General features: G+C 63.5%; 11 protein-coding genes. 9 read left to right on the top strand and 2 right to left on the bottom strand.

Features of this window, described 5'->3' with window-relative positions; genetic code table 11:
- Window positions 1–239: 239 nt before the first annotated feature.
- The 4 genes from M2281_RS06600 (at window position 240) to M2281_RS06585 (ending at window position 6381) form a co-directional block, all read left to right on the top strand.
- Window positions 240–1628, top strand: coding sequence for a M20/M25/M40 family metallo-hydrolase (locus M2281_RS06600; RefSeq protein ID WP_280820279.1), 1389 nt, complete (start codon window positions 240–242; stop codon window positions 1626–1628).
- Window positions 1629–1645: 17 nt separating this feature from the next.
- Window positions 1646–2263, top strand: coding sequence for a ribonuclease D (locus tag M2281_RS06595; protein WP_280820278.1), 618 nt, complete (start codon window positions 1646–1648; stop codon window positions 2261–2263).
- Window positions 2264–3143: 880 nt separating this feature from the next.
- Window positions 3144–5447 (top strand): transglycosylase domain-containing protein, encoded by a 2304-nt coding sequence (locus tag M2281_RS06590; RefSeq protein ID WP_280820277.1) that lies wholly within the window; start codon window positions 3144–3146, stop codon window positions 5445–5447.
- A gap of 184 nt (window positions 5448–5631) precedes the next feature.
- Window positions 5632–6381, top strand: coding sequence for an SDR family NAD(P)-dependent oxidoreductase (locus M2281_RS06585; protein WP_280820276.1), 750 nt, complete (start codon window positions 5632–5634; stop codon window positions 6379–6381).
- A gap of 22 nt (window positions 6382–6403) precedes the next feature.
- On the opposite strand, the gene M2281_RS06580 is transcribed toward M2281_RS06585, so the two are convergent.
- Both M2281_RS06580 and M2281_RS06575 read right to left on the bottom strand, forming a co-directional pair.
- A complete protein-coding gene (locus M2281_RS06580; protein ID WP_280820275.1) occupies window positions 6404–8239 on the bottom strand; it encodes a cation:proton antiporter in 1836 nt (611 codons plus the stop codon).
- Between the two features lie 187 nt (window positions 8240–8426).
- Complete coding sequence (locus M2281_RS06575; protein ID WP_425537677.1) at window positions 8427–8909, bottom strand: host attachment protein; 483 nt, start codon at window positions 8907–8909, stop codon at window positions 8427–8429.
- Window positions 8910–9284: 375 nt separating this feature from the next.
- Here M2281_RS06575 and cysG point away from each other — a divergent pair, with 375 nt between their 5' ends.
- Genes cysG through M2281_RS06550 form a run of 5 tightly spaced genes read left to right on the top strand, consistent with a single transcriptional unit; the run spans window position 9285 to window position 13995 of the window.
- On the top strand, window positions 9285–10733 hold the full coding sequence (gene cysG, locus M2281_RS06570) for a siroheme synthase CysG (protein ID WP_280820274.1): 1449 nt from the start codon (window positions 9285–9287) through the stop codon (window positions 10731–10733).
- Window positions 10730–11038, top strand: a complete 309-nt coding sequence (locus tag M2281_RS06565) for a DUF2849 domain-containing protein (RefSeq protein WP_280820273.1) — start codon at window positions 10730–10732, stop codon at window positions 11036–11038. The genes cysG and M2281_RS06565 overlap by 4 nt, the downstream gene beginning before the upstream one ends.
- Window positions 11039–11069: 31 nt before the next feature.
- A complete protein-coding gene (locus tag M2281_RS06560; protein WP_280820272.1) occupies window positions 11070–12740 on the top strand; it encodes a nitrite/sulfite reductase in 1671 nt (556 codons plus the stop codon).
- On the top strand, window positions 12715–13455 hold the full coding sequence (locus tag M2281_RS06555) for a phosphoadenylyl-sulfate reductase (protein WP_280820271.1): 741 nt from the start codon (window positions 12715–12717) through the stop codon (window positions 13453–13455). Before M2281_RS06560 ends, M2281_RS06555 begins: the two co-directional genes overlap by 26 nt.
- A 9-nt stretch (window positions 13456–13464) precedes the next feature.
- The gene (locus M2281_RS06550; protein WP_280820270.1) at window positions 13465–13995 is read left to right on the top strand and encodes a DUF934 domain-containing protein; all 531 of its coding nucleotides are present in this window, start codon (window positions 13465–13467) and stop codon (window positions 13993–13995) included.
- Window positions 13996–14562 lie beyond the last annotated feature (567 nt).

Here is a 14562-nt window from a genome sequence, read left to right as displayed (position 1 = left end):
AATCTTAGCCGAGTCCGGAATAAGGCCCGTCCCCCGCCTGGACCGGACGTTGCGGCAGCCTAATCCCCCCTCTCCGGGCTGCCGCACCCTTTTTTAAAGCGCCGCCGTGGTTCCCCTCCACCACGGCGGCATTTTTTTGGCCTCAGGAAAATTGTTGTCGACTGGCTCAACGAAGGCGGGCTTTCCGTTTTTGCCCGAGAGTTCTAGTTTGGCGCCAAAGAATCGAAAGGCCAGGAAAAATGCTCGCCATCGCACCCGTTCTCGATCATCTCGACGCCAATCTTAACCAGAGCCTCGAGCGCCTCTACGAACTCCTCCGCATCCGCTCCATCTCGACGGACCCGGCTTTCGCCGCCGACTGCCGCAAGGCGGCAGAGTGGCTGGTGGCGGATCTGAAGTCGATCGGCTTCGAGGCGAGCGTGCGCGATACGGCCGGTCATCCCATGGTGGTCGCCCATCACGAAGGCCCGTCGCCCGATGCGCCGCATGTGCTGTTCTACGGTCACTATGACGTGCAGCCGGTCGATCCGCTCAATCTCTGGGAAGACGATCCGTTCGACCCCAAGCTGAAGGAGCTGAGCCCGGGCCGCAAGGTCATCACCGGCCGCGGTTCCTCCGACGACAAGGGCCAGCTGATGCTCTTCGTCGAAGCTTGCCGCGCCTACAAGGCGGTGCATGGCAAGCTGCCCTGCAAGGTCAGCATCCTGTTCGAGGGCGAGGAGGAATCCGGCTCGCCGTCGCTGAAACCGTTCCTCGAGGCGAATGCCGCGGAGCTGAAGGCCGACTTCGCCATGGTCTGCGACACCGGCATGTGGGACAAGACAACGCCGGCAATCTGCGTGGGTCTGCGTGGCCTCGTGGGCGAGGAGATCGTGGTCCATGCCGCCAATCGCGACCTGCATTCGGGCGAATTCGGCGGCGCGGCCGCCAATCCGATCCGCATCCTGGCCAAGGTGCTGGCCGACATGCATGACGACACCGGCCGGGTGACCATCCCCGGCTTCTATGACGGCGTCGAAGAGACGCCTACGCAGGTGCTGAAGTCGTGGGAAACGCTGGGCGAGACCACCGAAAGCTTCCTCGGCGAGGTCGGCCTTTCCATCCCGTCGGGCGAAAAGGGCCGCTCGGTGCTGGAGCTGACCTGGGCGCGGCCGACGGCCGAGTTCAACGGCATCACCGGCGGCTATACGGGCGACGGCTTCAAGACCGTGATCGCGGCCCAGGCTTCCGCGAAGGTCTCGTTCAGGCTGGTGCACAAGCAGGACCCGGACAAGGTCCGCGCGGCCTTCCGCGAATTCGTGCAGGCGCGCATTCCGGCCGACTGCTCGGTGGAGTTCCACGAGCATGGCGGCTCGCCGGCCATCCAGCTCTCCTATGACTCGCCCTTCCTCATTCAGGCGCAGCAGGCGCTGACCGACGAATGGAACAAGCCGGCGGTCACGATCGCCATGGGCGGCTCGATCCCGATCGTCGGCGACTTCCAGACCTTCCTCGGCATGGAGTCGCTGCTGGTGGGCTTTGCGCTGGTCGACGACCGCATCCATTCGCCGAACGAGAAGTATGACCTCTCCTCGTTCCGTGGCGGCCAGCGCTCCTGGGCGCGCATCCTCGACGCCCTGACCCGCTGAATCTGGAAAGACCCAATATGACCATTCGCTTCCACAAGAACGACCTGCCGGACCTTTCGCACTACAATGTCGATTCAGTCGCCATCGACACCGAGACGCTCGGCCTCAATCCACATCGCGACCGCCTCTGCGTGGTGCAGATCTCGCCCGGCGACGGCACGGCAGACGTCATCCAGATCGCACAGGGCCAGAAGACCGCGCCGAACCTCGCCACCCTGCTTGGCGACAAGAACATCACCAAGCTGTTCCACTTCGGCCGCTTCGATCTCGCCGTGCTCTACAATGCCTTCGGCGTCATGCCCGAGCCGGTGTTCTGCACCAAGATCGCCTCGCGTCTGACGCGCACCTACACCGATCGGCATGGCCTGAAGGACATCTGCTCCGAGCTTCTCGGCGTCAGCATCTCGAAGGTGCAGCAGTCGTCCGATTGGGCCGCCGAAACGCTGAGCCCCGAGCAGCTCGAATATGCCGCGTCGGACGTGCTCTATCTGCACCGCTTGCGCGATGTGCTGGTGGGCAGGCTGAAGCGCGAAAGCCGTCTCGAAGTTGCTGAAGCCTGCTTCCGCTTCCTGCCGTCGCGGTCGAAACTCGACCTGATGGGTTGGGACGAGGACGATATCTTCGCCCACAGCTGAGACGGGTCTGCACCCGCAAATAATCTCGCAGTTCCCGGACTGTCGACTGCGGCCACGGATTGTGGCCGCGGCGTCGAGAAATTTTGGAACAAAATCGAAGAATGCGTAGTTATTGAAACTGACGCGTGACGACGTTTTGTCGTTCACCATTTTGAGATTTGTCCGTGGGGGAAAACTTGCCTGTAATGTGTGATTGAGTGAATATGATTATACGGGGGCTTGGAGGTGAGTATGGTTTTCCTTGCACTCTGGATAATATCCACTGGAGTTACGCTGGTTATTTCCTCAAGCAACGGTTATAATACGGTTAACTGGGTTATAATTGGATTATTTCTAGGACCTCTCGGTTTACTTCTATCCATATTGATGCCTCCGGCGAGAAATATGCATGGAGTTTGGAGGCAATATTCTGATTATCGTTGATACGCATGGCAGGGGGCCGCGACGCTGAACACGAACGCCTGGACGGGCATTCTCGGTCAGCTGCGCGGCTTCCTGATGGTCTGGATTTGCGGATCTGACCCTTCGCGGCGCTCCCCTGAAACCCTGCGTCAAACGCCCCAAGCGGCTGATCTGACGATCCGGCGCTCGGCGGGTTTTACCTGACTTGAGATTGCCGGGGTTCCTGTCAGGATTGGCCCATCCGCGGGAGCTATTTGGCAGTGAGTGTGAGGGAACTGCCGAAACGTCCCGTCCCTCCTGAGAGCGTTCCAAACCTAGCCCGCTTCGGCGGGCTTTTTTCGCCGCGGCGCCGTCGCGTATGCGCTCGCTAGATGACTGTTCTTCCATGACTTTTTCGAAAATTGTCTTAAACCCTCCTTAAATCGCCTCAATTACTGTCCACTCGACCCCACAGGTAATGGGGCGGGCAGCGAGCGGCATGGCACGGAAAGACACACGTATCGAACCGACCTTCGGCGATCCCGCCGAAGAAGAGGACGAGTCCGGCCTGTCGGTCAGCGAGGACGATCGTGTGATCCCCACTTCGCGACGCGGCCGGGAGCCTGCGCCGCGCCGCAGGCCGGCCCGGGCCGAGAGGGCGGACAGGGAAGATAGGGAAGAAGCGTTCGAAAGGCCTGAGCCGAGGGCGCGCCGCGGCAAGGTCAAGAAACGTCGCGGTCTTTTTGGCGGCTTGATGCGCCTTGTCTACTGGGCCTTTGTGCTGGCGATCTGGGGCGGCATCGCCGCCGCAGGCGTCGCGATCTATTACGGCGCCAAGATGCCGTCCGCCACCTCATGGGCCATTCCGGACCGGCCGCCGAATGTGAAGATCGTCGACGTCGACGGAAAGCTACTCGCCAACCGGGGCATGACCGGCGGCGAGGCCGTCGGCCTGCACGAGATGTCGCCATACATCCCGCAGGCCGTCATCGCCATCGAGGACCGGCGCTTCTACTCGCATTTCGGCGTCGACCCGCTCGGCCTCGCCCGCGCACTGGTCGGGAACCTGACCCGCGGCCGCGTCTCGCAGGGCGGCTCGACGCTCACCCAGCAGCTGGCCAAGAACCTGTTCCTCAAGCCCGACCGCACGCTTGAGCGCAAGGTGCAGGAAGTCTTGCTGGCGCTTTGGCTGGAGCAGAAGCACACCAAGGACCAGATCCTCGAAATGTACCTGAACCGGGTCTATTTCGGCTCAGGCGCCTATGGCGTGGAGGCAGCTTCGCGGCGCTATTTCGGCAAGTCGGCGCGCGATGTCAGCCTGTCGGAAGCGGCATTGCTGGCCGGGCTGCTGAAGGCGCCTTCCAAGCTATCGCCGGCCCGTGATCCCAAGGCCGCAGAGGCGCGCTCGCAGCTTGTGCTCGCCGCCATGCGCGACGAAAACATGATCACGGACAAGGAGCTGGCGAGCGCCATGAGCGCGCCCGCGACGCGCGCCGCGTCCTACTGGACCGGCTCGGAGCACTATGTCGCCGACCGCATCATGGAAGAGCTGCCGGGGCTGATCGGCGAGGTGCGCTCCGACGTCGTCATCGATACTACCATCGATCTGACCCTGCAGGATCTCGCGGAAAAATCGATCCGCCGCCTGATCGACGAGAACGGCCAGAAGCTGAGCGTCAGCCAGGGCGCGCTGGTGTCGATCGACAATTCGGGCGCCGTGCGTGCCATGGTGGGCGGCTATGACTATGCCAACAGCCAGTTCGACCGCGCTGCCGAAGCACGTCGCCAGCCGGGCTCGGCATTCAAGCCCTTCGTCTACATGGCGGCGCTCGAGCATGGCCGCACGCCGGACAGCGTGCGCAACGACGCGCCGATCAAGATCGGCAAGTGGGCGCCGGAGAACTACAACGGCAAATATTTTGGCCAGGTCACGCTTGCCACCGCACTTGCCAAGTCGCTGAACTCGGTCGCCGCGCAGCTCACCATGGAGGTGGGCCCCGAAGCGGTTGTCGAGGCGGCGCACCGCATGGGTATAGAGTCGCCGCTGCAGGCCAACACCTCGATCGCGCTGGGCACGTCGGAGGTGACGCCACTCGAACTGACAGCCTCCTATGTGCCCTTCGCCAATGGCGGCTATCGCCCGGAAATCCATTTCATCCAGCGCGTGACGAGCGCCTCGGGCGAGATCCTCTACGAGCACACCAACACCAATGCGCCGCGCGTCATACGGCCCGAGATCGTCGGCATGATGAATGCGATGATGACCGGCACGGTCGAGGTCGGAACCGCCAAGAAGGCGGCGTTCAACTGGCCGTCCGCTGGCAAGACCGGCACCAGCCAGAACTCGCGTGACGCCTGGTTCGTCGGCTACACCTCCAACCTGACCACCGGCGTCTGGTTCGGCAATGACGACGGCAAGCCGATGAAGAAGGTCACCGGCGGCGCACTGCCTGCCCAGGCCTGGCATGAGTTCATGGTGGCCGCGCATCAGGGCGTGCCGGTGGCGCCGCTGCCCGGCAACTGGAAGCCCGCGCCGCCTGAAGAGCTTACCGATCCGGGTGCAATGCCTTCGGTGCCGATTGCCGGCGACCAGCCTCAGGCCATGCCGCCGGTGGGCCAGAACCAGCAGCCGGTCGACGTTACGACCGCAATCGACGCAGCCGACCAGGAGGAGGGCGGCTTCGTGCCGATGCCGCAACCGGTGCCGACCGGTTCCGTCGGGCGGCCGGTTCCGCAGGCCGATGTCGGCGGCCCGGTCGTGAAGCGTCAGGGCTCCATTCTCGACGTGATCTTCGGGAACTGAGCATTTTGCAGCCGAGCGGGACCCGCTCGGCGTCGCACAAATGCGGCTAGGACCTGGAGCATTTTGCGGCCGAGCGGACCGCTCGGCGTTGCACAAATGCGGCTAAGACAACAAGGTGGCTGCGGCCAACCGCCTCTCGCCAGTGGGCGTTCCATCGTCTACATAGCTGGCGGGAGATCGCATCATGACCGAAGCCGACACTCGAAAGACCATCGTCCTGACCGGCGCCAGCCGTGGTATCGGGCACGCCACCGTCAAGCGCTTTTCGCGCGAGGGCTGGCGCGTCATCACCTGCTCACGCCAGGATTTTGCCGAGAATTGTCCGTGGCCGGCGGGGCCTGAGGATCACATCAAGGTGGATCTCGCCGATCCGGAGGATGTCGGCCGCGCCGTCGCCGAAATCCGCCACCGGCTACTGGATCAGGGCGGCAAGCTGCATGCGCTGGTCAATAATGCGGGCATTTCGCCCAAGCTCAAGGACGGCAGCCGCATGAACTCGCTCGACACGCCGATGCATGTCTGGCGCGACGTGTTCCAGGTGAATTTCTTTGCGCCGATCATGCTGGCGCGCGGCCTGTTCAAGGAGCTTGTCGCCGCGCAGGGTTCGATCGTGAACGTCACCTCGATTGCCGGTACGCGCGTCCATCCCTTCGCCGGCACGTCCTATGCGACGTCCAAGGCCGCACTCGGCTCGCTGACCCGCGAGATGGCGCATGACTTCGGCCCGCACGGCATCCGCGTCAATGCGATCGCGCCGGGCGAGATCGACACCGCCATCCTGTCGCCCGGCACCGACAAGATCGTCGAGACCATCCCGCTCCGCCGCCTTGGGGCGACGTCGGAAGTTGCCGACATCATCTACTTCCTGTGCTCGGGTCAGGCGTCCTATGTGACCGGGTCCGAAATCCACATCAACGGCGGCCAGCACGTCTGACCGCCGGTCGGCAATAGGCTCTTTACTTTGCCGCGATCTGCTGGGGCTCTTCGTCCGGCTTCGCCTCCTGCCTGGCAGCAGGTGAAGCATCGACATCGGTCTCGAGCACCTGCTCGACGATGCCGCGCGCGATTTCACGCTCGCCCATGATTACCATGTCGGCGCCAAGGTTTTTGAGGTGCTCGACCTCAGCGTCCGAATGCGCGCGCGCAATAATCTTGATCGACGGGTTGGCTGCCTTGGCCCGCTGGATGATCTGGCCTGCCTCGAAGGCATTCGGGATGGCTAGGATGAGGCGCTTCGCGCCCGCGGGATTGGCCAAGGCGAAGATGTCGCTGTTGGCGGCGTTGCCGGCCACGGTCTCGATCCCGTCGGCATTCAAGCGCGCCAGCGTCTTGTCGGCATCCTCGATCACCAGGAAGGGCAGGCCCGTTTCCTTGAGCGATTTGCCCACCAGGCTGCCGACTCGGCCATAGCCGATCAGGATCGTGTGGTCCGTGAGCTTGGTGGGCACCGGCCCATCCTCTTCGCTCGCCTCGACCGCCACGGGTGCTTCGGTGGCGACCGCGCCCGCCTCGGTGGCGGGTCCGACCGGCTTCTTCACTTCCGGGGCAGGGGTGGCCTTGCCGAAGCGCTTTTCGAGGCGTGGCGAGAGGCGCCCCAAGATGGCAAAGACCACCGGATTGAGCAGGATCGACAAGATCGCGCCGGCCAGGATCAGGTCGCGCCCCTGCTCGGGCAAGAGGTCGAGCCCCACACCGAGCTCGGCGAGAATGAAGGAGAATTCGCCGATCTGCGCCAGGCTTGCTGAAATCACCAGCGCCGTGGCAATCGGATAGCCGAAGGCCATAACGATCATGAAGGCCGCCACTGACTTGCCGATGATGATGATGAACAGCGTCGCCAGGATCGGCCAGGTGTTCTCGATCAGGCTGCTGGCATCGAACAGCATGCCGACCGACACGAAGAACAGCACCGAGAAGGCATCGCGCAGCGGCAGGGATTCTTCCGCCGCCTGATGGCTGAGCTCGGACTCGCTCATGATCATGCCGGCGAAGAAGGCGCCCAGCGCCAGCGACACGCCGAAAAGCTTGGCCGCGCCGAAGGCGACGCCGAGCGCAATTGCCAGCACGGCCAGCCGGAACAGCTCGCGCGAGCCGGTATGCGCCACATAGTGCAGGATCCACGGGATGACGCGGCGGCCGACCACGATCATCAGCAGCACGAAGACCGCCACCTTGGCGAGCGTGAAGCCGACGACGCCCCAAATGCCGAGATCGAATTGCAGCGCAAGCGGGCCGCCCACGGGCGCTGCCACCTGCTGCTCGCCGCCGAGCACGCCCGAAAGCGCGGGCAGAAGCACCAGCGCCAGCACCATGGCAAGATCCTCGACGATCAGCCAGCCGACAGCGATGCGCCCCTTCTCCGTCTCGATCATGCGCCGCTCCTGCAGCGCGCGTAGCAGGACAACGGTACTGGCGACCGAAAGGGCAAGGCCGAACACCAGGCCGGCGCCCAAGGACCAGCCCATCATCCAGGCAAGGCCGGCGCCAAGGGCAGTGGCAAAGGCGATCTGCACGATGGCGCCGGGCAGCGCGATGGCGCGCACGGAAAAGAGATCCTTGGCCGAGAAATGCAGGCCCACGCCGAACATGAGCAGGATCACGCCGAGTTCGGCGAGTTCGGGCGCAAGGTGCTGGTCGGCAACGAAGCCGGGCGTGTTGGGGCCTACCAGAACGCCCGCGAGCAGGTAGCCCACGAGAGGCGGTATGCGAAACCGGTTGGCCAGAGCACCGAAAACGAATGCCAGCCCCAGACCGGCGACGATTGTTGCGATAAGGGGCGTATCATGCGGCATTGTTCGTGTGTCGCCTTCCCATAAAGTTGTTGCGTCGGGTGTTGGGGATGGGCGGCGGAGGGCCGCTCCATTTGCAATATGGGTTACGGGCTTGCGGTTGTGCAACCCCGCAAGCCTATGGATTTGATCTGAAATTCAACTTTTCTGGAAAATTTCCGCATTCGCCGGGAAGTGGCGGAAGGCTCAATCAGCCTTCCTTCAGGATCTTCTCGATCTCGCCTACGGTGTGGTTCGTCAGCGTTTTTTGCACCTCGGCCACCACGCGCGCATCCACTTCCTTGTGCAGCTTCTTGCGCAGTTCGCCGATGACGGTCGGCGGCGCGACGAGCACGATGTGCTCGAACTCGTTGCGGTGAGCCATGGCATAGAGCTGTGCGGCGATTTCGTCGGCAAACCGCTCTTTTTCGATGCGGTGCCAGTCGGTGACTTCGATGGAACTGCGCGGCGTGCTCGGGGTGTCCATGCGGCCGGGCCGATCGCTGCCTTGTTCGCGGGTCGGTGGGTTGAGGTCCTGCATACCGCCCACCACTTCCAGGTCGGGATATTCCGCGTCCCCTCGGTTCCTCAGATACAGCGCCTTCTCACCATCCGCTACCAGCACCCAGATGTTGTGTTTCAGCCTGACGCTCATATCTCCTCCTTCGCTGCCAAACGATGCGGCAGCGCCCATTTGCTGTCCCCGAGATCAAACGCGGCTCTATCCGTGATGTTCCGTCTGCGCGGACGCCACGACGGGCAAACGGCTTTAATTCTATAAATTCAGTAGAAATTGAAAATGGAAGTTTTTTCCTCTTTTGGGCGAGCCTTCTTCTTCGGCCCCGAATTTGGGGCTAAGGGCGGTCTTTCACCGCGCCGGAAAAGCCTGCCGGGAAGGAGCCGCTCAGCCTGGCCAGCCGCGCTGCGGATGGCGCCAGAATTATTTTTCTCTTTGCTTTGATGCGGAAGGAAAAGCGATTGCGTCCGCTGTTTGGCGGCGCGAGTGGGTTTCTTCTGGTTCCGAAGGGCGGGCGGTACAAATTCCGGGCAATGTGGAAACCTCCTTGCCATGACGCAGTCGCCCGCCAAGCTCAACGCCTTCCCCGTCTTCATGCGGGTAGAGGGCGAAGCCGTGGTCATCGTTGGCGGCGGCGACGAGGCTTTCGCCAAGGCGCGGCTGCTTGCCCAGTCGAGCGCCAGGCTCGTCGTCGTCGCAAGTGAGATCGCGCCGGAATTCGCGGCCTGGATCGCGGACGGCGCCGCCACTCATATCGCCGCCGCTTACGAGGCATCGCAGTTGGAGGGTGCGGCTCTGGTCTTCGCCGCCACCGGCAACGCTGAGCAGGATCGTGCCATCTCCGAAGACGCGCGGCGGCTGGGCATCCCCGTCAATGCCGTCGACCGGCCTGAACTCTGCGATTTCTTCACGCCAGCGCTCGTAAATCGCGCGCCGCTCGCCATAGCGATCGGCACAGAGGGCGCAGGTCCGGTGCTCGCCCAAATGGTGCGGGCCAAGATCGACCGCATGCTGTCGCCATCGCTCGGCTCACTTGCCGCACTTGCCAGTTCCTTCCGGGAAGTCGCCGAGGCGCTGTTGCCGAAAGGCAATGCGCGTCGGCGCTTCTGGCGGGAGTTTTTTGCGGGTGCGCCGGCGCGCGCCATGGAGCGTGGCGAGGCTGAAGCCGCTCGCCGCGCGGCGGCCGATCTTCTCGGCGACACCGGCGCCGGTGCCGGCCACGTCGTGCTGGTCGGTGCCGGTCCCGGCGCGGAGGACCTTCTGACGCTGCGCGCCCATCGGCACCTGATGGAGGCGGATGTCATCGTCTATGACGCCCTGGTGCCCGAGGCGGTGGTTGCCATGGGCCGGCGCGATGCCGAGCGCCTGCCGGTCGGCAAGCGTAAGGGCTGCCATTCGAAATCCCAGGCCGAGATCAACGAACTGCTGGTCAGGCTGGCGCGCGAGGACAAGCGCGTGGTGCGGCTGAAGTCCGGCGATCCGCTGGTATATGGCCGGGCAGGGGAAGAGAAGCAGGCGCTGCGCGATGCCGGGATTTCCTACGAGGTCGTTCCGGGCGTCACCGCCGCCTTCGCCGCCGCGGCCGATTTCGAACTGCCGCTGACCTTGCGCGGCGTGACCTCGTCGATGGTCTTCACGACCGGTCATGACCTCAAGGGCAAGTCGCTGCCGGACTGGGCCAAGCTCGCGATCTCGGGCGCGACCGTTGCGGTCTATATGGGCCGCTCGGTGGCCGCTGATGTCGCAACGCGCCTGATCGAGGCGGGGCTTGCCGCCGACACGGCCGTTGCCGTGGTCGAAAACGCCAGCCTTGCCGGCCGCCGCAAGTTCCACGGAACGCTGGCCGACCTGCCCTCTCTGGAAGAGCGTATCGATCTGACCGGCCCGGTCATGACCATCATCGGCGACGCCGTTGCCGGCGCCAATTTCGCAGGCTCCGAGCCGCTGGCCCGGCGCCGCGGCACCACTGGAAACAAGAAGTTCGAGGAACGCGTGGCATGAAGATTTTGACCGCCAATCGCCTGACCGATGGCGAAGCCGTGTGGTTTTCGACCGACCACCGCTGGATCGAGTCCATCGAGGGCTCGGAGATCGCTGCCGACAAGGCCGCCGAAGAGCGCCTGGAGGCAGTCGGCAAGGCTGCGCTGGATAACAACCAGGTGGTCGACGTGAACCTGATCGACATTCAGCTGGTCGACGGCGAAATCCGCCCGCTGCGGCTGCGCGAACAGATCCGCGCCGCCGGCCCCACCAATCGCACGGATCTCGGCAAGCAGGCCCGCCCGGAAGTTTCGCGGGCGGCGTAGTTACCCATTCCGGCTCTGAAAGACAAAGACGATGTACCGTTACGACGAGTTCGACCATGTTTTCGTGAAGGCCCGCGTCGGCGAGTTCGCCGACCAGGTCGAGCGGCGCCTCGCTGGCGAGATCACCGAAGAGCAGTTCCGGCCGCTGCGGCTGATGAACGGCGTCTATCTGCAGCTGCACGCCTACATGCTGCGCGTGGCGATCCCCTACGGTACGCTGAACTCGCGGCAGCTGCGCATGCTGGCCCACATCGCCCGCAAATACGACAAGGGCTACGGGCATTTCACGACGCGCCAGAACATCCAGTACAACTGGCCGGCGCTGTCCGACATCCCCGCGATCCTGGCTGATCTCGCCAGCGTCGAGATGCATGCGATCCAGACCTCGGGCAACTGCATTCGCAACGTGACTGCCGACCATTTCGCCGGCGCTGCCGCCGACGAAGTCGCCGACCCGCGGCCCTATGCCGAAATCCTGCGCCAGTGGTCGACGGTGCATCCGGAGTTTTCCTACCTGCCGCGCAAGTTCAAGATCGCGGTGACGGGTGCCGAGCGCGACCGCGCCGCCATCCAGACTCATGACATCGGCCTGCATCTCAAGAAGAACGGGAAGGGCGAGCTCGGCTTTGCCGTCTATATTGGCGGCGGGCAGGGCCGCACGCCGATCGTGGCCAAGAAGATCCGCGATTTCCTCCCCGAGGCCGACCTTCTGTCCTATGTCACGGCGATTCTGCGCGTGTACAATCTGCACGGCCGCCGCGACAACAAGTACAAGGCGCGCATCAAGATCCTGGTGCACGAGACCGGCGTCGAGGAAGTCACGCGTCAGGTCGAGGCCGAGTGGCAGGAACTGAAGGACAGCGAGCTGAAGCTGCCGGAGGCGGATGTGCAGGCGATCACTGCCTATTTCGCGCCGCCCGTGTTCGTCGCGCGTCCCGAAGGCGACGAGGCGGTCAAGCAGGCACGGCTCGACAGCCGCGGCTTCTCCGAATGGCTGGCGCAGAACGTCACCACCCACAAGCACCCCGACTATGCCGCCGTCACGATCTCGCTGAAGGGTATTGGCGAAGCGCCCGGTGACGCCAGCGACAGCCAGATGGAAGCGGTCGCCGACATTGCCGAGAAATACGGCTTCGATGAGCTGCGCGTGAGCCACGAGCAGAACCTGATCCTGCCGCATGTCGCACGCGCCGATCTGAAAGCCGTCTACGACGCGCTGGTGGAGATCGATCTGGCAACCGCCAATTCGGGCCTGATCACCGACATCATCGCCTGCCCGGGCCTCGACTATTGCGCGCTGGCCAATGCCCGCTCCATTCCCGTCGCGCAGGAGATTTCGCGCCGCTTCGCCTCGCTGGAGCGCCAGCGCGACATCGGCGAGCTGAAGCTCAAGATCTCCGGCTGCATCAACGCCTGTGGCCATCACCATGTCGGCCACATTGGCATTCTCGGCGTCGAGAAGAAGGGCACGGAGCTCTATCAGGTGACGCTGGGCGGCTCGGCCGACGAAAACACCTCCATCGGCGAGATCGTCGGTCGCGGCTTCGGACCGGAGGAGATCACCGACGCGATCGAAACCGTGGTCGAAACCTATCTCAAGGTGCGGCTGGACCGTTCGGAGAAATTCATCGACACCTATCGCCGTCTCGGCGCCGCTCCCTTCAAGGAGGCGCTCTATGGCAGCGAAGCAAAGGCCGCTTGACGCCGAGGCCGAAGCAGCCGAACTCGACGGCCTCTACGCCGAAAAGTCGCCGCTCGAGATCATCGAGCAGGCGGTGAGGCGGCATTTCGTGGGTGAGATCGCCGCGGTTTCGTCCTTCGGGGCGGATTCGGCGGTGCTCTTGCACATGATCGCGACGGTCGATCGCTCGGTGCCCATCGTCTTCCTCGACACCGGCAAGCACTTTGGCGAGACGCTGGACTATCGCGATACGCTGATCGCCGACTTCGGCCTGACCGATCTGCGCATCGTCACGCCCGAGCAGGCCGCGTTGGACCGCGACGACCCGGATGGCAAGCTGCATCTGTCGGACACCGACGCCTGCTGTGCCATCCGCAAGGTCGAGCCGATGGCGCGCGGCGTTGAGCCGTTCCGTGCCTGGTTCACCGGGCGCAAGCGCTTCCAGGCTGCGACACGCGCTGCGCTGCCGGCCTTCGAGGCTGTCGGCCCGCGCATCCGCATCAATCCGCTGGCGCGGTGGAGCGCCGTCGAGTTGGGGGACTATATGCGCGCCAACGGCCTTCGCGAGAACCCGCTGGTCGCCTATGGCTATCTGTCCATCGGTTGCTTTCCCTGCACGCAGCCGGTCAGGCCGGGCGAGGATGCTCGCAGTGGCCGCTGGGCCGGGCAGGCAAAGACCGAGTGCGGCATCCATCTGTCCGGCCTCGACCGGTCGCTGAACAATTCTTCGATCTAGGAAAAACTGATGTCTGAAACCAAAGCGCAGCCGCGCCTCTGGACGCCCGAAGGATTTCGCGAGGACGACTGGACGCATGCCGAAAGCGCGGAGGCGCTGGCGGGCAACGGCCGCTTCATCCTGCCGCTGCAGGCCTTTCTCGATCTCGATCCGCAGGTGAGGGAAGGGGCCAAGGAACGGCTTGGCGTGTTGCTGCAGCCGGGCGAGCAGCTCGAGAAGATCGAAGGGCTGCTGGATCAGCTGTCGCTGGTGGCGTTGGCCTTCCCGGCCTTCAACGATGGCCGCAGCTTCTCCAAGGCGGAACTGCTACGCCGCCGGCATAGTTTTGCCGGTGCGGTGCGCGCAACGGGTCAGGTGCTGGTCGACCAGCTTCCGCACATGCTGCGCGTCGGCTTCGATCAGTTCGAAGTGTCGCATCCGACTCTTCTGGCTCGGCTCGAAGCTGGCCGTGCCGGCGGCTTGCCGCTGCACTACCAGCCGGCGGCCAAGCCGGCGGAGAAGGGCGCAAAATACTCCTGGCGTCGAGTCGCTGCTGAATGAAAGGTCTCGGCCCGACCGTAATTGCAGGCGCTATCGGCGTCTGCGCGGGTGGCCTTGCGAACCTTCCTCTTCATCCAGTCTTCCCAGAAGGTCGAGAAGACTGCGCGGCAATTCCGGATCAGGCTTGAAGGCGGGAAGCGCACGCACAAAACGCGTCAGCGTTTCGCTGCCAAACTGGCGCATGATCTCGGTCGCCAGAGTATTGGGTATGTTTTCACTGCCTCGGGCCATTGCCCCAAACCTTTCAATTGGCCTGAAAACTCCTACTGTCCCAAATGGTTCCTTCTGCACTCCGCCTGTGCAACTATTCGTGAATGCTATAGTAAAGATTCAACTAAAAAGGAATCAATCGGATGGGCGATGAACCAAGATCAGAATCTAATAATCTGATCGATATCATATGGGGAAATCTACCTCGGCCATGAGCGGCTGTGGGCAGGAAATACTCGCCATCCACAAGTCTTTCGCTTTCAGATAGCGATGAAACCATCCGGCAATGGAATCTCGTCGCACCGTTCTGCGTACGGGTTTATGATGCCTCAAGCATCCTCCGGATAGGATGTCTGG

This window comes from Pseudaminobacter soli (ex Li et al. 2025) (assembly GCF_029892515.1).
Classification (GTDB): domain Bacteria; phylum Pseudomonadota; class Alphaproteobacteria; order Rhizobiales; family Rhizobiaceae; genus Pseudaminobacter; species Pseudaminobacter soli_A.
Note: the sequence above shows the minus strand (reverse complement) of the source record. Positions and strands in the feature narration are given on the sequence as shown.

Excerpts from the sequence above, each read along its gene's own strand:
- M2281_RS06580 (WP_280820275.1), bottom strand. The coding sequence starts at position 8,239 with ATGCCGCATGATACGCCCCTTATCGCAACAATCGTCGCCGGTCTGGGG.
- M2281_RS06590 (WP_280820277.1), top strand. The coding sequence starts at position 3,144 with ATGGCACGGAAAGACACACGTATCGAACCGACCTTCGGCGATCCCGCC.
- M2281_RS06550 (WP_280820270.1), top strand. The coding sequence starts at position 13,465 with ATGTCTGAAACCAAAGCGCAGCCGCGCCTCTGGACGCCCGAAGGATTT.
- M2281_RS06560 (WP_280820272.1), top strand. The coding sequence starts at position 11,070 with ATGTACCGTTACGACGAGTTCGACCATGTTTTCGTGAAGGCCCGCGTC.
- M2281_RS06575 (WP_425537677.1), bottom strand. The coding sequence starts at position 8,909 with ATGGGCGCTGCCGCATCGTTTGGCAGCGAAGGAGGAGATATGAGCGTC.
- M2281_RS06555 (WP_280820271.1), top strand. The coding sequence starts at position 12,715 with ATGGCAGCGAAGCAAAGGCCGCTTGACGCCGAGGCCGAAGCAGCCGAA.
- cysG (WP_280820274.1), top strand. The coding sequence starts at position 9,285 with ATGACGCAGTCGCCCGCCAAGCTCAACGCCTTCCCCGTCTTCATGCGG.
- M2281_RS06585 (WP_280820276.1), top strand. The coding sequence starts at position 5,632 with ATGACCGAAGCCGACACTCGAAAGACCATCGTCCTGACCGGCGCCAGC.
- M2281_RS06565 (WP_280820273.1), top strand. The coding sequence starts at position 10,730 with ATGAAGATTTTGACCGCCAATCGCCTGACCGATGGCGAAGCCGTGTGG.
- M2281_RS06600 (WP_280820279.1), top strand. The coding sequence starts at position 240 with ATGCTCGCCATCGCACCCGTTCTCGATCATCTCGACGCCAATCTTAAC.
- M2281_RS06595 (WP_280820278.1), top strand. The coding sequence starts at position 1,646 with ATGACCATTCGCTTCCACAAGAACGACCTGCCGGACCTTTCGCACTAC.